Genomic DNA, 17,127 nt, shown 5'->3' on the forward strand with positions numbered 1-17,127 from the left:
CGAGGCGGAGGTGGAGCCGTGAACAGCAAGCGCCTGCTGGACCTCGCCCTGCTGCTGCCGTTCGTGCCCTTCTTCGGGCTGGGCGTGGGCGTGCTCGCCCTGGCCGTGCTGCTCATGGACGGCCGGCCCGTGTTCTTCACCCAGCCCCGGCTGGGCCAGGGACGCCGGGTGTTCCGCATCTTCAAGCTGCGCACCATGACGTGCGAGCCAGACATGCGGGCCCGGCGCCCGACGCGGCTCGGCCACCTGCTGCGCCACCACGGGCTGGACGAGCTGCCCCAGCTCTTCAACGTCCTCATCGGTGACATGAGCCTGGTCGGCCCCCGGCCCCTCACCCCCGAGGACGCCGAGCGGCTGATCGCCGCGCACCCTCCCCTGGCGGCCCGCTTCGAGGTGCCGCCGGGCATCACCGGGCTGGCGCAGGTGTGCCAGGCCCGGGGGGCGGCGCTCACGGCGCAGCTGGATGCCGAGTATGCTCGGACCCGGAGCGCCTCCGTGGACATCCGCATCCTCCTCCGCACCACCTGGATCAACGTCGTCGGCAAGCGCCGGGGTGCGCGCCCGTTGCCGCCGCACCTCGTGCCGAGATGAGCGAGTCCCCGGAAGGCTCCATCGTCCGCGCCACCCTGCGCGGCCTCATGGCTCCCAAGCGGCTGGCGCCGCTGCTGCTGGTGTCGGCGTCGCTCGTGTTCGCCCAGGGCCGGTTCAGCAGGGATCCGCTGGCCGTCCCCCTGGGCATCATGCTGTGCGTGCTGTTCGTCGCGGTGGCCCCCGTCTCCTACCGCGTCCTGTTCCCCGAGGGCCTCGAGTTCAGCCACGGCGGCGTGCGGCTGCTGCTCTACGGAGCGGTGGGCAGCGGGGTGGTGCTGTCCTCGGGCTACGTGCTGCCGAAGCTCCTGCGCATGGCGCCGACCTTCCTCACCCAGCCGGTGAACCTGGCCGTCTGCGGCGCCCTGTACCTGGTGGGCGGGTGGGGCCTGGGGCGGGACATCGGCTTCGAGGAGTCCCTGGCCCGGGAGCGCGCGCGGGCCGCCCGACTCGAGCTCGAGGCCGAGCAGGCCCAGCTGCTGGCGCTGCGCAGCCACCTGGATCCGCACTTCCTCTTCAACACGCTGAACGCCATCGCCGAGTGGTGCCGCACCGATGGCGCCGTGGCGGAGGCCGCCGTGCTCCGGCTGTCGGCCATGCTGCGCAGCGTGCTGGCCGGTGTGCGCAGCGCGACGTGGCCGCTGGACCGCGAGCTGGAGCTGCTGCGCACCCTGTTCGAGCTGCACCTGCTGAGGGATCCGGAGCTGTTCCAGCTCTCGTTCGAGGTGGCGCCCGGGCTGGGCGAGGTGCCGGTGCCGCCGCTCATGCTGCTGCCGCTGGCGGAGAACGCCGTGAAGCACGGGCCGGCGGCCGGGCACCGCGGGCGCATCGCGCTCGACATCAGCTCGCGAGACGGTGAGCTGGTCTTCACCGTGGAGAACCCGGGGGCGTCCAAAGGTCCACGAGAGGGCAGCACGGGCCTGCCCACGGTGGAGCGGCGGCTCGCGCTGGCCTACGGTGGGAAGGCTCGGTTCTCGCTGGAGAGCGCCGAGGGCCGTACCCGCGTCACCGTCACCCTGCCCCGCTCGGGCCCCCTGCTGGGAGTCATCACGTGAGCCAGTCCCTGCGTGTCCTCATCGCCGATGACGAGCTGCTGGCTCGCAAGCGCCTGGCGCGCCTGCTGAGCGCGCTCCCGGACGTGGAGGTGTGCGGCGAGGCGGCGGATGGAGAGGCCGTGCTGGCCGCGGCGCGCGCGGGCGGGCTGGACGTCATCCTGCTGGACATCCACATGCCGGGCCTGAGCGGGCTGGATGCGCTGGCGCTGCTGCCCGAGGACGGGCCGGGCGTCATCCTGTGCACCGCGCACGCCGAGCACGCGGTGGATGCCTTCGAGCACGGCGCGGTGGACTACGTGCTCAAGCCCGTGGAGGCCGCGCGGCTGCAGAAGGCGCTGGACCGGGCCCGGGCACGGCTTGGGGCGAAGGACGGGCAGGAGCCGGCGAAGGGACAGGCCCCGGGCTCGAAGGGGCTGACGCGGCTGCCCATCCCCACGCGGCAGGGCATCGTCCTGGTGGATCCGGAGACCATCTCCCACGCGACGCTGGAGGGAGAGCTGGTGACGGTGTTCACCACGCAGGGCGAGTTCCTCACGGACTTCACGCTCAACGAGCTGGCCGACAAGCTGCCGGTGGAGGGCTTCCAGCGCGTGCACCGGCGCGCGCTGCTGAACCTGGCCCACGTGACGCGGCTGGAGCCGCTGGAGACGGGGGGCTACATCGCGCGCACCTCGCGCGGGCACTCGGTGGAGGTCAGCCGCCAGTCCGCCCGCGAGCTGCGCCGGATGCTGGGCCTGCGTCGCGGGGCCGAGGAAGAGGGCTGAGGCTCAGTCCAGGGGCCACTGGTGCACGGGCGCGCCGGAGTCGGCGTGCTCGCGGTAGCGCTCCAGCAGCGCGGCCAGCGCGTCCTGTCTCGGCAGGTGCTCCTCCAGCTTCGTAAGGACGCGCCGCTGCCAGCCGGCTCCGCTGCGCCGCGACGCCACGCGGGCCGCGATGATGTCGAGCATCGCGTCCGCGTCGGAGGCCTCCACGCCCGCCTCCACCAGGCCGCGCCGCGCGATGGGCAGCAGCCTGGGCACCAGCTCCGTCACCGGCACCCGCTGGGGCGAGGGCGCCGTCTCCGAGGGCCAGAGCAGCTCCGCGTCCATTCCCTGCTGCGCGGCCTTGAGGAAGTTGCCCCGCGCCCAGTGGAAGGGCATCGCCGGCAGCAGCGCGTCCATCTGGTCCGCCAGGCCCAGCGTCAGCCCGAGCAGCAGCGCGCCGTTGGCCACCATGTCCACCACCGTGGGGCCCGCCGGCAGCGCCCGGAACTCGATGCGCAGGTGCCCCCCGCTCTTCGGATCATAGATGGCGCGGTTCCAGTTCCAGATGGTGCTCTGGTGCAGCCGCAGCTCGTCCAGCCCCGGGAGCTGTCCGCGCGCCACGCACTCCAGCGGGGACTCCGGGCCCACCACCGGCAGCAGCGGCGCGTGCAGCGCCACCGCCTCCGCGAACAGCTCCAGCGCGCCCTCCCTCGCCCAGCCGTGGCCGAACGTCACGCGCGCGTGAGAGCCGGCGCCCTCGTGTGACTCGCCCCGATCGTCCACCGCCTGCCGGAAGAGCGCCACCCGCGTCTCGTCCCACAGCCTCCGCCCGAGGAAGAACGGCGAGTTGGTGGACACCGCCAGCACGGGCGCCGTCACGAACTGCGCCGCGTTGTACATCCGGGCGAACTCCGAGGGCTCCACGCGCAGGTGGAACTGGAGCGACGTGTTGGCCCCCTCCAGCGTCACGTCATCCCAGGTGAGCGACAGGGAGTCCTCTCCCGCGATGGCGACCTGGAAGGGCGCGTCTCCCCGCCGGCTCCGGATGGCGGCGGAGAGCGCCCGGTAGCGCGGCTTGCCCGTCAGCGCGTGGCTGCCCAGGTCCTTCTCTCTCAAGGTGGGGAGGATGCCCGTGACGACCACCTGGGCGCCCTGTGTCGCCGCCGCGCGACGCACCTCGCGCAGCGCGTCCTCGAACTCCTTGCGCAGGGCGGTGAAGGGGCGCCCGGCCAGCGAGGAGGGGCGCAGGTTGCATTCCAGGTTGAACCGGTCGAGCTCCAGCGTCACCCGGGGGTCCACCGTCTGGCTCAGCACCTGCCGGTTCACCGGCAGCGGGAAGCCCGCGGAGTCCACCAGGAACATCTCCAGTTCGGCGCCCACCGTGCGTGGGCCGGTGCCGAAGCCTGGCCGCGAGAGCACTCTGCGCAGCGCCTCCAGGTTCTCGGAAAGGCGCTGCGAGAAGCGCCGGTAGTCCTCGGGAGAGAAATCCTCGCGTTCGATCGCCAGACCCATGTGTGAGACATGGGCACTGCCCCCATTCCCGGCAGGCGGCCCACCGCTGGCCCGCTCCTGCTCGCCTGCCCCAGGGACGGTCAGGGCTTGACCGGCGGGCTGCCTCCATGCAAGGCGAGCAGGCGATGAGCCTGCTCACCGCCCTGACCCGGAACGTCGCGGAGACCTCGCCCCAGCACGAGGATCCCCGCCTGCGCACTCGTAGCTATCCCCTGTCCCGTGAGACGGTGTGGAGCACCGTCCAGGAGCTGGCGACCTCCCAGGAGGGCTGGACGATCGTCCGGACGGACCCCGCCGAGGGCGTGCTGGAGGCCGAGGCCCGCACCCGCCTCTTCAAGTTCGTGGACGACGTCACCCTGCGCGTGCGCCCCGCCAGCGGCCAGCGCATCTCCGTGGACCTCTCGTCCCGCTCCCGCGTGGGCAAGGGAGACCTGGGCACCAATGCCCGGCGGATCGGCCGGTTCCTCGCCGCGCTCGACCAGGCGCTGAGCGCCAAGCCGGGCTGACCGGGCCCGTCAGCCCGATTCCTGTGCAGCCGTCCCCAGGCACTCCCCCGCGCAGGTGTGTTATCGCTCGATAGCGCCATGCAGCCCGCCTCCTCCACCTCCCCGGTCAACCTGTACGACTTGCCGCGCACCGCCCTGGGCGAGCTGCTCGCGGGCTGGGGCTTCAGCGCCTTCCACCGGGACGCGCTGTGGGAGGCCCTCTACCGCCAGCAGGTGGGCTCGCTCGAGGCGCTGGAGGGGCTGCTGCGGCCGGACCTGGTGAAGCTCCTGCGCGAGCGCGCCTGCCTGCGCCGCCCCGCCGTGCACCACGAGGCGTTCAGCAGCGACGGCTACACCCACAAGCTGCTGCTGCGCCTGGATGATGGGCAGACCATCGAGACGGTGCTGATGCGGTTCAAGGGCCGCGCCACGGTGTGCGTCAGCACGCAGGCCGGCTGCGCCATGGGCTGCGTCTTCTGCGCCACCGGGCAGATGGGCCTGGTGCGCCACCTGAGCCCGGGGGAGATCGTCGCCCAGGTGCTCCACGTCACCGGCGTGCTGCGCCAGTCCGGCGAGTCCCTGCGCAACATCGTCCTCATGGGCATGGGCGAGCCCCTGCACAACTACGACGGCACGATGGAGGCGGTGGACATCCTCGTGGACCCGCTGGGGCTGGCCATCGGCCCGCGCTTCATCACCTTGAGCACCGTGGGCGTGGTGCCCGGCATCCGCCGGCTCGCCGACGAGGACCGGCCGGTGCAGCTCGCCGTGAGCCTCCATGGCGCCACGGACGCGGAGCGCGCCGCGCTGGTGCCGGTGGGCAAGCGCTGGCCGCTCGACGAGCTGATGGACGCGTGCCGCTACTACAGCGAGAAGCGCAAGCGCCGCATCTTCTTCGAGTGGACGCTCATCGCCGGCAGGAACGACACGCCGGAGCAGGCGCACGCGCTCGGGCAGCTGCTGCGGGGCATGGACGCGCACGTCAACGTCATCCCCCTCAACCCCACCATGGGCTACGGCGGGACGCCCAGCGAGGCCACCGCCGTGCGCGCCTTCCAGGACGTGCTGGCCTCCTACGGGCTGCCCAGCACGGTGCGGCAGCGGCGCGGCATCGACATCGACGCCGGGTGCGGTCAGCTCAAGGCGGCGGTGGAGCGGCCGCGTCGTTCAGTTCCGGCAACTCGCTGAGCGACAGTCGAGCGCCCGGGCGAGCTCCCCATTAGCGTGCGCGGATCCTCTCTCGGAGATCCGCCATGGCCACTTCGCTCCCCGCAGCCGCCGCCGGTACGTTCCGTCTCGGCGACATGACCGTCAACCGCATGGGCTTCGGCGCCATGCGCATCACCGGCCAGGGCATCTGGGGCGAGCCGAAGGATGTCGAGGCCTGCAAGCGGCTGCTGCGCCGCGTGGTGGAGCTGGGCATCAACCTCATCGACACCGCGGCCTCCTACGGACCGGACGTCTCCGAGCGCATCATCGGCGAGACGCTCCACCCGTACGCCAACGGCCTCATCATCGCCACCAAGGGAGGCCTCACCCGCAGCGGCCCCAACGGGTGGCACCCGGCCTGCTCTCCCGAGCAGCTCACGAAGGACCTGGAGGGCAGCCTGCGCAAGCTGCGCGTCGAGCGCATCGATCTGTACCAGCTCCACACCGTGGACCCGAAGGTGCGCTTCGAGGACTCGGTGGGCACGCTGGCGCGGCTGCGCGAGCAGGGGAAGATCCGCCACGTGGGCCTGTCCAACGTCTCCGTGGAGCAGCTGCGGACGGCGCGGAAGATCGTCCCCATCGTCTCGGTGCAGAACCGCTACAACCTGGCGGACCGGCACAGCGAGGCGGTGCTGGTGGAGTGCGAGAAGGAGGGCATCGGCTTCCTGCCGTGGTACCCGCTGGCGGCCAGCGAGCTGGCCAGGGGCGACAGCCCGCTCGCGCAGGCGGCGAAGCGCCACAACGTCACCCCGGGGCAGCTCGCGCTCGCGTGGCTGCTGAACCGCTCGCCCGTGATGCTGCCCATCCCCGGCACCTCCTCCCTCCAGCACCTGGAGGAGAACACCGCCGCCGCCGCCGTGAAGCTGTCCGCCGACGAGGTCCGCGAGCTGGCGCGCTGAGCGCGGCGGGCCACGGCGCCTGCCGCTGCACCAGCGTCACCGCGGGGCGGGCACGGCTCCCCGGGCTTCGCGCTCGGGGAACACGGGCAGGTGGCTGGCGGCCTCTCGCACCAGCCCCACGAAGGCCCGCGCCGCCTCCGTGAGCGGGATGCCCATCGTCCGCAGCGTGCGGCGGTGGTCCACCAGCACCACCCCCATCGCCGCCATCGCGACGCTCCACCACGCCGCCTGCCACGCCGCGCGCGTCAGCACGCCCCAGCCCTGCCGCGCGAAGAACTCACCGTGGTAGTCCAGGTGGTGCTGCTCGTCCTCGCAGATCTGCTCCAGCCCCCGCCGCAGCCCACCCTCCGGCAGCCGCGAGGCCAGCAGCCCGTAGAAGGCGCCACCAATCACCTCCGCCACCAGCAGCACCATCAGCTTCAGCCGCAGCCCCAGCAGCCGACGCCCGAAGACGAAGAGGCGCTCGGTCCAGTTGCGCGCCAGCAGCTTGCCGCCCAGCCCGCGCACCATCAGCCCCAGGATGCGTGCATGTCGCCCTTCCTCCGCCACGAAGAGCTTCAACGCCGCGCGGTAGTCCGCGTCGATGCCGGGCAGGTGCGCCCGATCGATCTCATGCGCGATGCGTCCCTCGCCCGCCTCGCCCAGCTGAAAGGTCGCCAACGACCCGGCGAGCGCCGGGCGCCAGGCCTCGGGCACCTCCTCCGCTCGCTCCACGCCCTCGGGCAGAGGCCGCTGCCGGTTCATCTCGAAGTGCTTGCGCCAGTCGCTCCACCGCATGGTCGTCTCCTTCGCGGGACGCTCGTGCGTCCCTCTCGCGAAGAAGAAATGCCTCAGTCGCCGGTGCCCGGAGGGACATCCCACCCGAGCGGTCGCGGCGCACCTCCGAGTGGTCGCCTGGTGCTCCCAGCCGTCCCAGGCGCTCGCGCACGGGGCGACGTTCAGTGTCAGCGGATGCGGGATTCTCTACGACGCCACGCGCTACGCGGTCGATGGTGGACAGTCGACGCAAAGCACGACGAGGGCCCTTGCATGGACTCGGCACGTGGGCACATTCTTCGTGCTGGCAACACCGAGGGAGGTGGGGCGATGCAGCTGGCCATCCATGAGCACGCGACGGTGGAGGAAGCGAGCAAGGATCTGCTCGACTTCGTCCTCACACCCTCCAACTGGCTCTCCATCGAGCAGCAGACGGAGGATCCGTCCTCGCGTCCCGCGCAGAACGCGCTCTATCAGCGGCGCGTAGGGCCGCTGCGCATCTGCGCCAGCGTGGACGTGTCCTCCTCGCTCGAGGTCTTCCTGCGGGTGGCCTTCCGCGCGCCGGGCCTCACGCCCGTGAAGGCCGCCGACCACCTGGAGACGTTCCTGCGCACGCGCATGCCGCTGACGCCCAACACCGAGTGGCAGGTGGAGGTGGACGAGCGCCGGTGGATCCACTTCGTGCGGCGCTACGCCGGCGCGCGGCTCCAGGCCTGAGGCCAGCGCTCACGCCAGCTTGTAGTAGCGCAGCGGCTGGCCCACGTTCTTCACGGCTGTCTCCACGAGCGGGCTGAACCTCAGCCCCTGCACCCAGGGCTCCTGGGACTCGCTCAGCGCCTCGCGCGCGCTCTCCATCAGCAGCGTCTCCCGGAAGCCGCCGAGCGCCTGCAGCCGCGCCGTCTGGTTCATCCCCGTGGAGAAGGCCGTGTACTGGCGGTTGGGTCCGAACAGGCCGCAGTTGGCGTGCGCCAGGTTCACGCCGACGGACACGCCCAGCCCGGCCAGCTGCACCCGCTTGCACAGCTCCATCACCTCGTCCCGGGCGCTGAGCGAGGCGGTGTACTTCTGGATCTCCAGCGCGGCGCGCAGCGTGGCCTCCGCGCGCTGGACGCGGCTCGTCTCGAAGAAGGGCGGGCCGAACAGGCCGATGACGCAGTCACCCACCATCTTGTCGAAGACGCCGCCGCACTCCCAGATGGCGTCCACGACGCGCGCGCTCCACTCGTCCACGAAGCGGCCGATGCTCTTGGGGCTGTCGAAGCCCTGCTCGCAGATGCGGGTGAAGCCGTTGATGTCCGCGAAGAGGATGCCCACCTCCTGGTCCTGCGGCCGCAGGTGGTTGGCGTAGGCGGGGTCCCTCAGCAGCTCGTCGATGGTGTTGCTGCGGAAGAACTGCGAGAGGTGGATGCGCTCGCGGTTGTAGTCCTGCAGGCGCTGGCTGAGACCGGAGGCCAGCAGCCGGACGATCTCCATCGTGTACGCGGAGAAGCCCTCGTCGCTCCAGAGGACGATCTTCCCCAGCTGCTCGCCGGAGGAGGTGCCCGAGATGAGCACCACCTCGGAGGTGCGGCCCCGCGCCTGGCCGAAGAGCTGACGCAGCGAGCCGTCCACGCGGTTGAGCAGATCCGGGCCGTGCTTCTGGATGAGGCGCTCCAGGTGGGGCCCGGGCCGCTCGGTGCTCTCGTACTCCAGGTGGCCGTGGCGCCAGGTGCGGTAGTGCAGCACCTGCGGGCGCACCGCGTCGCGGTACAGCAGCACGAAGCCGGGCAGCCGCACCCGCTGCGCCAGCGTCAGCACCGCCTGATCCATGCCCACCTCGAAGACGGGGTTGGACAGGTGGCGGTTGCACTGGACGATGAGGTGGTGCTTCTCCGCGGCGGTGTGGACGAGGCACAGCACCGTGTCGAGCAGCTCGGCCAGCGTCTCCAGGGTGCGGACGATGCGGGCGGACTCCACCACACCCGTGTGGTCCCCGGGGAAGAGCATCCCGATGGAGCCCACCCGCGTGCCCACCACGTCGAGCGGCTGGGTGACGAGCGTGTCACCCTCCAGGCGCCGCACCCCGATGGCCTCCTCCAGCAGCATGCCGGGGTGGCGCTCGCCCCAGGACCCCTCCGTCCAGGTCTGATCGGCCAGCTCCTCGTTACGGGTCGTGAGGGCGATGGCGCGCGCGCCCGTCATCTCGAGGATGCGCGGAAAGCACCGGTCGAACGTCTGCTCGAGACTCTCGCGCTCCTTGAGGCTCTCCTCGACCAGTTCATCCAGCGCGCGGTGGAGGTGGCGAAGCGACCGGAGCTCCTCCAGGGAGGGATCCGCGGGCAGCGCGTACGACGCTTTCATGGGCCCAGGTTGTACAGCCCTTCCGGCCCCGCTGTCACAGCCCTCCCCCTGAAAGGCGGGGGACGTGCTTCTGGCCGCCCACCACCTGGCCCTCCGACACATCGATGACCCAGTACCCCTCGTCTCCCGCCAGGGTGGAGGAGCCTGCTCCGAAGATGTGGGGGCGCTCGGGCGTGGCCGGGTGGTGGTAGCGGTGGTGGATGTGACCATGCAGGACGGCATGGCGGGGCCCCGGCAGGAGCCGACAGAGCGCCTGGGCGTCCTTGAGCCCGTGGATCCACCTGTCCTCGCGTCCACGATGCGTCAGGGGCGCATGGTGGACCACCACGAGCACGGCCCGGCCGGCCAGCCTCGGGTCCTGCACCAGCGCCGCCAGCCCCTCGAGCTGCGCGGGGCCGACGAGGCCATTGGAGATGCCAGGCACGAAGGGCACCCGAGCGGACTTGAGGCCCACGACGGCGGCCTCCCGGCCCACCAGCCGGACGAAGGGGAAGCCGTCCTCCCGGCAGTGCTCGGGCAGGTCGCTCTCCAGGAGGTGACCGAAGTAGCGCTCGAAGCGCCTGCTGCGGTGGCTGCCCGGCGTGTAGACGTCATGGTTGCCGGGGATGACGGTGCAGCGGCTCCGGTCCTCGACCAGCTCGCCGAGCGCCGCCCGAGCCCCCTCGAACTCGCTGCCCAGGGCATAGGCCGTGAGGTCCCCGGAGAGGATGAAGTGGTCGGCCTGGTGCTCCCGGGCCTCGCGGGCGATGGCGGCGAGCGTCTCTGGAGCGCGCCGGTATGCCCTGGCCCGGCCCCCGACCGTCAGCTCCGCGAAGGCCAGCCAGCGGCGCCAGCCGAGCCGGAAGAACGACTGCGCGAAGTAGTCGGCGGTGATGTGGACGTCGGAGCAGTGGACGAAGCGCATGGCGAGCCCCGGGCGGGAACGGTCCGCGGTAGGGGGACATTCTCGCCGAGCCGCCGGGCGTGGGAAGCAGCTTCGACAGGAGGCCCCACCAAAAGAGCGCTGTCTCACGCTCGACTGGCCCGCCCGGGCGGAGTACGAGTTCTCCGATTGCTCCCGATGGCTCACCTGTCCGGTCCCATGACGCGAACCGTGCTCCTCCTCAGCCTGCTGCTGTGCACCGTCAGCGGCGCCCAGCAGGCCCCCAGACGTGTGGCCGTGCTCCCCTTCCAGGCCAGCTCGGGAGACGTACCCGGACGGGCAGGCCCCCGCGTGACGCAGCGGCTCGTCACCGAGGTGCGTGGCGTCGAGGGCCTGGAGCTGGCGGAAGCGCCCGCGACGGAGCCGCCTCCGGATGCGCTCGCCCAGGCGCGCGAGGCCGTGAAGGACGCACGGGCCCGGTGGCAGAAGCGTGACCTGGCGGGCGCGGACGCGTCGATCGGCCAGGCGCTGGACGCCTATGCCACCGTGGCGGCGGCGCTCCCGAGCGGGAACGAACTGGCGGACGCCTATGCCCTGCGCTCCGCGGTGCGCTACTCCCAGGGGCGCGACGAGGAAGCCGCTCGCGCGCTCGGCTTCGCGCTGACGCTCTCTCCGAGGCGCGCCCTGCCGCTGGCCAGCTCCTCTCCCCTCTTCGCTCGCACGGTGGAGCGCGCGCAGGCGGCCCTCCGGGAGCAGCCTCGTGGCACCGTGCGCTTCGTCTCCGTGCCTCCCGGTATCCCGGTGACGCTCGACGGCCATGCCGTGGAGAACACGCCGGTCCGGGTGGCGGAGGTCCCTCCTGGAGGCCACCTGTGGCGCGCGGTGCTGCCCTCGGGAGAGACCACGGGTGGGGTTGTCGAGGTGCTGAGCGGCAAGGAGGTCGAAGTGAAGGTGCGTCCTCCAGGCGACGGCGCGGAGGCGACAGTCTCCTCGGCCCTCGCCGGCAATCGCCTGGACGCGGCGGCGGTGGAGGCGGCCAAGGCGCTCGGCCAGACGCTGCGCGCGGAGCTCGTCTTGTTCGGCACGGTGTCTCAGGCAGGCTCGGGCCTCGCCCTCGACATCTTCGTCCTGGCTCCGGAGGCCAAGGCGCCGCGGCGGGTGCCCCGCATCTCGCTGGACGCGGATCTGCTCGACGCTGGCCCGCCGCTGCGAGAGCTGGCCTCCACGCTCGCCGCTCGTGGCTCGCAGGCAGGTGAGGCCGTCTCGCTCCCCGCCACACCTTCCGCCGGAGCCGGCCCGGCTCCGCGCCTGGCGCAGGTGAAGTACCCGGTCGAGGAGAAGCCCGTGAGCGCTCCGAAGCCGGTGGCGCCCACCCCCGACCGCGCTCCCCTCGCTCCCAGGAAGCCCCTCGTCCGCCCATGAGCTTTCGTGGTCGCTTCGCGCCCAGCCCCACCGGGCGCCTCCACCTCGGCAATGCCCGCAGCGCGCTGCTCGGGTGGCTCCAGGCCCGCGCCGCGGGAGGCCAGTTCCTCCTGCGCGTGGAGGACCTGGACCGCGCTCGCTGCCGCCCCCAGTACGTCGATGACCTGATGCGCGACCTGGAGTGGCTGGGCCTCACCTGGGATGAGCCGCTCCTCTTCCAGAGTGCTCGCGATGACGTGTACCGGGACGCCCAGGCCCGGCTGGAGCGGGCGGGCCTCGTCTATCCCTGCTTCTGCACCCGAGCGGAGATCGCCCGCGCGGCCAGCGCCCCTCATGGATTGAGCGACGAGGGGCCACGCTACCCGGGCACCTGCTCCCGCCTCACCGCCGCTGAGATCTCCGAGCGCTCCCGCACGCGCGCTCCCGCCTGGCGCTTCCGTGCCTGGCCCGGCGAGGTGCGCTTCGTGGACGGGCTGCAGGGCCCGTACGCCCAGGACGTGGAGACCGTGGTGGGAGACTTCGTGGTGCGCCGCAATGACGGCGTGGCCAGCTACCAGCTCGCGGTGGTGGTGGACGACGCCGCCACGGCCATCACCCACGTGCTGCGCGGGGAGGACCTGCTCAGCTCCACCCCTCGCCAGCTCCAGCTCTACGCGGCGCTCCAGCTGACCCCGCCCGAGTTCTTCCATGTGCCTCTGGTGCTGGGTGAGGACGGCAAGCGGCTCGCCAAGCGCGAGGGGGCGTTCGCCCTGGCGGAGCTCAGGGAGCGGGGTCTGCCAGCCGAGCGCGTCCTCGGCCTGCTTGCCGCCTGGAGCGGGCTCGGAGATGGGAGCCCCACCTCCCTGGAGGAGCTGGTCCGCCGCTTCCGCCCCGAGGCGCTGCCCCGGACTCCGGTGGTGGCCCAGGAGCGGACGCTCGTCACCGCGCTTGGGTTGGACTGAGCCCGCCCTGACTCCATGCCCATCTTTGCCCATGAGACGGAGCTCACCGCTCGATTGAGTGAGCCTTTGCACGCGAGGCAGACATGGCGGAGATCGTGGAGAAGTCACGGGTCGAGGCAATCCCCGGCATCCCATTCAAGCTGAGCTGGGGCGCCATCCTCGGAGGAACCTTCGTCGCGCTGGGAGTCTGGATCCTCCTGTACTCACTGGGCCTGGCGCTGGGGCTGTCCTCGGTGGACCCAGGCAACCCGGGGAGCGCGCGCTCGGCCGGCATCGGCACCGGCATCTGGTCGCTCATCGCGCCGCTCATCGCGCTCTTCATCGGCGGCCTGGTGGCGTCTCGGACGGCGGGCGTGGTGGACAAGATGGGGGGGGCGATGCATGGCGCGGTGCTCTGGGGCCTCACCACGCTGGTGGGCGTCATCCTGATGGGCATGGCCATCTCGTCGCTGCTGGGCGCGGTGTTCAACGTGGGCAAGAGCGCGGTGAGCGCCACGGGAGCGGCCATCAGCGGAGCCGCCTCGCAGGGAGACCAGGTGGGGAATATCGCCCGCTCGTTCGGCATCGACGCGAATGACGCGCTCGCGCCCATCAACCAGCGGCTGCAGCAGCAGGGCCAGCCCGCCATCACCGCGGACCAGCTCCAGGCGGCCACCAAGGACGTCATCGGCACCGCCCTCCAGCAGGGCCGGCTGGACCGCGACCTGCTGGTGAGCTCCATCGCCGAGAACACGGCGCTCACGCGCCAGGACGCGCAGGAGGTCGCCGGCCGCATCGAGGCCCAGTGGAACCAGGCGCAGGGCCAGGTGGGTCAGGTCGCGCAGCAGGTCCAGCAGGGAGCGCTCCAGGCCGCGGACACCACGGGCCGCGTCTTCTGGGGCGTGTTCTTCGCGCTCCTGCTCGGGCTCATCTCCTCGATCCTCGGCGCCACGCTGGGAGTGAGCAAGCGGCAGCGCTTCTTCGCGGGCGGCAAGGTCATCCCGGCGGTGGGCCCGCGCCGCGAGGTGTATCCCTAGGCCGGCCGGGGAGAGTGCACCAGCGGCAGGCTGACGGTGAAGGTGGAGCCGCTGCCCGGTGCGCTTCGAGCGACGATGGTGCCTCCGTGGCGCTCGGCGATCTTGCGGCAGATCGCCAGCCCCAGCCCCGTGCCCTCGTACTTGCCGCGCCCGTGCAGGCGCTGGAACAGGGCGAAGATCTTCTCCGCGTGCTTCTCCTCGAAGCCGATGCCGTTGTCCCGCACCTGGAGCTCGCAGCGCCGCGTCTCCGGGTTCTGCGTGGCCTCGATGGAGATGCGCGGCGGGGTGTCCTCCCGACGGAACTTGAGGGCGTTGCTCACCAGGTTCTGCAGGAGCTGCCGCATCTGGGTGGGATCTGCCTCCAGCGCGGGCAGCTCGCCCACCGTGACGGTGGCCTTCGACTGCTCGATGGCCACCTCCAGATCGCTCAGCACCTCGCGGGCGATGGTGCCCAGGTCCACCCGGGTGAAGGGCTGGGCCTTCGAGGTGACCCGCGCGAAGGCGAGCAGGTCGTCGATCAGCCGGCGCATGCGGGTCGCCGCGCTCTGCATGCGCTCCAGGTAGTCCATCGCCTCGGGGCTCAGCGCGCCGGCGGCCGAGCTCTTCAGCCGCTCGCCGAAGGACTGGATCTTCCGCAGCGGCTCCTGGAGATCATGCGAGGCGACGGAGGCGAAGCTCTCCAGCTCGCGGTTGGACTGCGCCAGCTCGCGGTTGGACTGCTCCAGCTGGAGCTGCGTCGTCTTCAGGCTGGTGACGTCGGTGGTGATCATCGTGAAGCCGACGATGCGCCCCGCGTCACGGATGGGCCCCACGCGCACCACGTACCACTGGGGTCCGGTCTCGGCGTAGGAGCCGATGTCGTATGCGTCCGGCACTCCCGTCTCGAGCACCTTGCGGAAGATGGCCCGGCACCGCTCGTGATCGGCCGGAAGAATGAAGTCGTAGACACTCCGCCCGAGCACCTGCTCGTACGTCAATCCAGGGATGGTGAAGTTGACGAAGCGGATCCGCTCGGAGGCATCGGCGGTCATCATCATGTTCTGCGACTGCTCGACCAGCGCCTCGATGCCGAACTTCTCCACCGAGGAGAGCCGGCGCGCCTCGAGCAACCCCGCGAGATCGTTGAGCGCCTGAGCCACCGGCCCCAGCGTCCCCGTCCCCACGCGGCACCTCACGTGGGGCTCGTTAGTCGCCAGCCGGGTGATGAACTGAAGCAGCTCCTCGGGGGTCGTCTCCGCCCCACCGCCCCCCGTCGCCTGGGTCTGGCTCGCATCACCCGAGGGGCTCTTCAGCGCTGTCTCCTGAGTCATCCTTGGCTCCTCTCGAAGACATCCCGTGAAGCGTCCCGCCCGGTGGCTCGGTGCCTCCCGAGCCATGTACACTGCGCATCAACATAACCTGCAAGCGAGGGGGCGGGCATGCTGCAGTGGGACCATCGGGCGGATGTCGTCGTCGTCGGAACCGGCGCTGCGGCGTGTGCGGCGGCCGCTGCGGCTGTGGACCGGGGAGCCTCGGTCGTCATGCTCGAGGCGGCGGACGCCCCCGGGGGCACCACCCGGCGCTCCGGCGGTGCCTACTGGATTCCCAACAACTCGCTCATGCGGGCGCACGGCTTCGGCGATCCGCGCGCGGATGCCCTCAAGCTGATGGCGCGCCTGGCGTATCCCTCTCTCTATGATCCGGCCCAGCCCCGGCTCGGGCTGCCGCGGCTCCAGTACGAGCTGCTCGCCACGTTCTACGATAACGCGTCGCCCGCCATCGATCGGCTGACGCAGCTGGGCGCGCTCGATCCCATCATCCTTCCCAACTACGGCTACTCGCCCAACCCGGTGACGGATCCGGACTACTTCGCGGAGCTGCCCGAGAACCGCGCGCCCTACGGACGCGTGCTCACGGCGAAGTCTCCCCCGGGATCCACCGAGTTCCCGGGCCTCTACCTCTCGGAGGGGATGCTGAGCCACCTGCGCGGCCGGGGCGTCCCCATCCTGCTGCGCTACCGGGTGACGGACGTGGTCTGCAACCGGCAGGGCGAGGTGATCGGCGTGCAGGCGGAGAACACCGGCCGCACGAAGTTCATCCGCGGGCGGCGAGGCGTCATCTTCGGCTCGGGAGGCTTCGCGCACGATCGGGACAAGATGCGCTCGTACCAGCGCGGTCCCATCTTCGGCAGCTGCAGCGTTCCCACGGGCACGGGCGCGTTCGTGGATATCGGCGCCCAGGCGGGAGCCGAGCTGGGCAACCTGGCCAACGGCTTCTACTACCAGGCCGCCCTCGAGGACGCCGCGGCCCACGAGGGCTACGTGGTCCGTCCGGACGCGCACGTGTTCTTCCCGTACGGGGACAGCACCCTCCTGGTGAACAAGTACGGCCACCGCGTGGTGAACGAGAAGTCCCCGTACCACGTGCGCACCCAGAGCCACTTCGACTGGCGCCAGACGGAGTACCCGAACCTGGTGCAGTTCATGATCTGGGACCAGTGGACGGCCAACGAGCCCACGCCCTGGCCGTGGCGAGGCATCGTCCCGTTCCCGGGGCAGGCGTCTCCGCTCGTCTTCCAGGCCGCCACGCTCGAGCAGCTCGCCCAGCGCATCAGCGAGCGCCTGGACGCGATGCGCGGCGTGCGCTTCCTGAGCAGCGCCATCGTCCCCTTCGTGCGGCTGGCCCCGGACTTCGTGCCCTCGCTGCGCGCCACCATCCAGCGCTTCAACGGCTTCGCCACGACGGGAGTGGATCTCGACTTCCACCGCGGCGAGACGCCGGTGGAGCGGGCCTGGCAGGGGCCGTCGCGCAGCACCACGGGCAACCGGACGATGTACCCGCTGACGCTCAACGGGCCGTACTACTGCGCCATCCTCGGCCCCGCGACGCTGGACACGTGTGGCGGACCGGTGATCGGCACGGATGCGCGGGTGCTCCGTCCCAACGGCACGCCCATCCCCGGCCTCTTTGGCGCAGGCAACTGCATCGCCTCGCCCACCGGCCAGGCCTACTGGGGCGCGGGAGGGACAATCGGGCCAGCCCTCACGTTCGGCTTCATCGCCGGGCGAAACGCGGCCGCCCATCCGCCTCTCGCGGACTGAGGCGGTCCGAGGAAGTGCTCGCCCCCTGGGGGCAGGCGCCCGTGCCAGGGCAACGGCCTGGCCAGGGAGGCGCCCTGTGAGCGGAACGGTACCCAACTGGTATGACAAGCAGACCGTCGAAATACGGCGTGAGGACCCGGGCGAGACAGTGGCACGCCAATCCCCTGCGCCATGGCGCAGGGGGGGGAGGCGCCTAGAAGAAGCCGATAGCGAGCAGGC

16 protein-coding genes are annotated in these 17,127 nt (G+C 71.5%); 11 read left to right on the plus strand and 5 right to left on the minus strand.

Annotated features, from left to right (window positions below):
- Window positions 1-18 precede the first annotated feature (18 nt).
- From KY572_RS08965 to KY572_RS08975, 3 genes are read left to right on the plus strand one after another with little or no spacing between them, the layout of a single operon-like run.
- Complete coding sequence (locus tag KY572_RS08965; protein WP_224242108.1) at window positions 19-591, plus strand: sugar transferase; 573 nt, start codon at window positions 19-21, stop codon at window positions 589-591.
- Entirely contained in the window at window positions 588-1,643 is a 1,056-nt protein-coding gene (locus KY572_RS08970) for a sensor histidine kinase (protein ID WP_224242109.1), read from the plus strand. The genes KY572_RS08965 and KY572_RS08970 overlap by 4 nt, the downstream gene beginning before the upstream one ends.
- Window positions 1,640-2,407 carry a LytR/AlgR family response regulator transcription factor gene (locus tag KY572_RS08975; protein ID WP_224242110.1) on the plus strand — a complete coding sequence of 256 codons (768 nt, stop codon included), beginning with the start codon at window positions 1,640-1,642 and terminating at the stop codon, window positions 2,405-2,407. The genes KY572_RS08970 and KY572_RS08975 overlap by 4 nt, the downstream gene beginning before the upstream one ends.
- A gap of 3 nt (window positions 2,408-2,410) precedes the next feature.
- Here KY572_RS08975 and KY572_RS08980 read toward each other — a convergent pair whose 3' ends face one another.
- On the minus strand, window positions 2,411-3,898 hold the full coding sequence (locus KY572_RS08980) for a glutamate--cysteine ligase family protein (protein WP_224242111.1): 1,488 nt from the start codon (window positions 3,896-3,898) through the stop codon (window positions 2,411-2,413).
- 107 nt (window positions 3,899-4,005) lie between these two features.
- Here KY572_RS08980 and KY572_RS08985 point away from each other — a divergent pair, with 107 nt between their 5' ends.
- From KY572_RS08985 to KY572_RS08995, 3 genes are all read left to right on the plus strand, one after another.
- Window positions 4,006-4,404 (plus strand): DUF1499 domain-containing protein, encoded by a 399-nt coding sequence (locus tag KY572_RS08985; protein ID WP_224242112.1) that lies wholly within the window; start codon window positions 4,006-4,008, stop codon window positions 4,402-4,404.
- Between the two features lie 78 nt (window positions 4,405-4,482).
- Complete coding sequence (gene rlmN / locus KY572_RS08990) at window positions 4,483-5,571, plus strand: 23S rRNA (adenine(2503)-C(2))-methyltransferase RlmN (protein ID WP_224242113.1); 1,089 nt, start codon at window positions 4,483-4,485, stop codon at window positions 5,569-5,571.
- A 65-nt stretch (window positions 5,572-5,636) separates the two neighbouring features.
- A complete protein-coding gene (locus KY572_RS08995; protein WP_224242114.1) occupies window positions 5,637-6,491 on the plus strand; it encodes an aldo/keto reductase in 855 nt (284 codons plus the stop codon).
- Window positions 6,492-6,527: 36 nt separating this feature from the next.
- Here the strand turns inward: KY572_RS08995 and KY572_RS09000 are convergent, their stop codons facing one another.
- Window positions 6,528-7,268, minus strand: a complete 741-nt coding sequence (locus KY572_RS09000; protein WP_224242115.1) for a ferritin-like domain-containing protein — start codon at window positions 7,266-7,268, stop codon at window positions 6,528-6,530.
- A gap of 252 nt (window positions 7,269-7,520) precedes the next feature.
- Here KY572_RS09000 and KY572_RS09005 point away from each other — a divergent pair, with 252 nt between their 5' ends.
- Window positions 7,521-7,964 (plus strand): hypothetical protein, encoded by a 444-nt coding sequence (locus KY572_RS09005; RefSeq protein WP_224242116.1) that lies wholly within the window; start codon window positions 7,521-7,523, stop codon window positions 7,962-7,964.
- Between the two features lie 9 nt (window positions 7,965-7,973).
- On the opposite strand, the gene KY572_RS09010 is transcribed toward KY572_RS09005, so the two are convergent.
- Complete coding sequence (locus KY572_RS09010; protein WP_224242117.1) at window positions 7,974-9,587, minus strand: adenylate/guanylate cyclase domain-containing protein; 1,614 nt, start codon at window positions 9,585-9,587, stop codon at window positions 7,974-7,976.
- Between the two features lie 34 nt (window positions 9,588-9,621).
- Window positions 9,622-10,491, minus strand: coding sequence for a metallophosphoesterase family protein (locus KY572_RS09015; protein WP_224242118.1), 870 nt, complete (start codon window positions 10,489-10,491; stop codon window positions 9,622-9,624).
- Between the two features lie 177 nt (window positions 10,492-10,668).
- Here KY572_RS09015 and KY572_RS09020 point away from each other — a divergent pair, with 177 nt between their 5' ends.
- From KY572_RS09020 to KY572_RS09030, 3 genes are all read left to right on the plus strand, one after another.
- A complete protein-coding gene (locus KY572_RS09020) occupies window positions 10,669-11,871 on the plus strand; it encodes a PEGA domain-containing protein (RefSeq protein WP_224242119.1) in 1,203 nt (400 codons plus the stop codon).
- A complete protein-coding gene (gluQRS, locus tag KY572_RS09025; protein WP_224242120.1) occupies window positions 11,868-12,812 on the plus strand; it encodes a tRNA glutamyl-Q(34) synthetase GluQRS in 945 nt (314 codons plus the stop codon). Before KY572_RS09020 ends, gluQRS begins: the two co-directional genes overlap by 4 nt.
- 83 nt (window positions 12,813-12,895) lie before the next feature.
- Entirely contained in the window at window positions 12,896-13,828 is a 933-nt protein-coding gene (locus KY572_RS09030; RefSeq protein ID WP_224242121.1) for a hypothetical protein, read from the plus strand.
- Here the strand turns inward: KY572_RS09030 and KY572_RS09035 are convergent.
- The gene (locus KY572_RS09035; RefSeq protein ID WP_224242122.1) at window positions 13,825-15,138 is read right to left on the minus strand and encodes a sensor histidine kinase; all 1,314 of its coding nucleotides are present in this window, start codon (window positions 15,136-15,138) and stop codon (window positions 13,825-13,827) included. The two genes, KY572_RS09030 and KY572_RS09035, sit on opposite strands and share 4 nt — an antisense overlap.
- 108 nt (window positions 15,139-15,246) lie before the next feature.
- Here KY572_RS09035 and KY572_RS09040 point away from each other — a divergent pair, with 108 nt between their 5' ends.
- A complete protein-coding gene (locus KY572_RS09040) occupies window positions 15,247-16,908 on the plus strand; it encodes an FAD-dependent oxidoreductase (protein WP_224242123.1) in 1,662 nt (553 codons plus the stop codon).
- The last annotated feature ends 219 nt before the right edge of the window (window positions 16,909-17,127 follow it).

Source organism: Hyalangium gracile, from assembly GCF_020103725.1.
GTDB lineage: Bacteria > Myxococcota > Myxococcia > Myxococcales > Myxococcaceae > Hyalangium > Hyalangium gracile.

Coding starts and splice junctions, on each gene's coding strand:
- KY572_RS09005 (WP_224242116.1), top strand. CDS start 7,521: ATGGACTCGGCACGTGGGCACATTCTTCGTGCTGGCAACACCGAGGGA.
- KY572_RS09020 (WP_224242119.1), top strand. CDS start 10,669: ATGACGCGAACCGTGCTCCTCCTCAGCCTGCTGCTGTGCACCGTCAGC.
- KY572_RS08980 (WP_224242111.1), bottom strand. CDS start 3,898: ATGGGTCTGGCGATCGAACGCGAGGATTTCTCTCCCGAGGACTACCGG.
- KY572_RS09015 (WP_224242118.1), bottom strand. CDS start 10,491: ATGCGCTTCGTCCACTGCTCCGACGTCCACATCACCGCCGACTACTTC.
- gluQRS (WP_224242120.1), top strand. CDS start 11,868: ATGAGCTTTCGTGGTCGCTTCGCGCCCAGCCCCACCGGGCGCCTCCAC.
- KY572_RS09010 (WP_224242117.1), bottom strand. CDS start 9,587: ATGAAAGCGTCGTACGCGCTGCCCGCGGATCCCTCCCTGGAGGAGCTC.
- KY572_RS08995 (WP_224242114.1), top strand. CDS start 5,637: ATGGCCACTTCGCTCCCCGCAGCCGCCGCCGGTACGTTCCGTCTCGGC.
- KY572_RS08985 (WP_224242112.1), top strand. CDS start 4,006: ATGCAAGGCGAGCAGGCGATGAGCCTGCTCACCGCCCTGACCCGGAAC.
- KY572_RS09030 (WP_224242121.1), top strand. CDS start 12,896: ATGGCGGAGATCGTGGAGAAGTCACGGGTCGAGGCAATCCCCGGCATC.
- rlmN (WP_224242113.1), top strand. CDS start 4,483: ATGCAGCCCGCCTCCTCCACCTCCCCGGTCAACCTGTACGACTTGCCG.
- KY572_RS09000 (WP_224242115.1), bottom strand. CDS start 7,268: ATGCGGTGGAGCGACTGGCGCAAGCACTTCGAGATGAACCGGCAGCGG.
- KY572_RS09040 (WP_224242123.1), top strand. CDS start 15,247: ATGCTGCAGTGGGACCATCGGGCGGATGTCGTCGTCGTCGGAACCGGC.
- KY572_RS08970 (WP_224242109.1), top strand. CDS start 588: ATGAGCGAGTCCCCGGAAGGCTCCATCGTCCGCGCCACCCTGCGCGGC.
- KY572_RS09035 (WP_224242122.1), bottom strand. CDS start 15,138: ATGACTCAGGAGACAGCGCTGAAGAGCCCCTCGGGTGATGCGAGCCAG.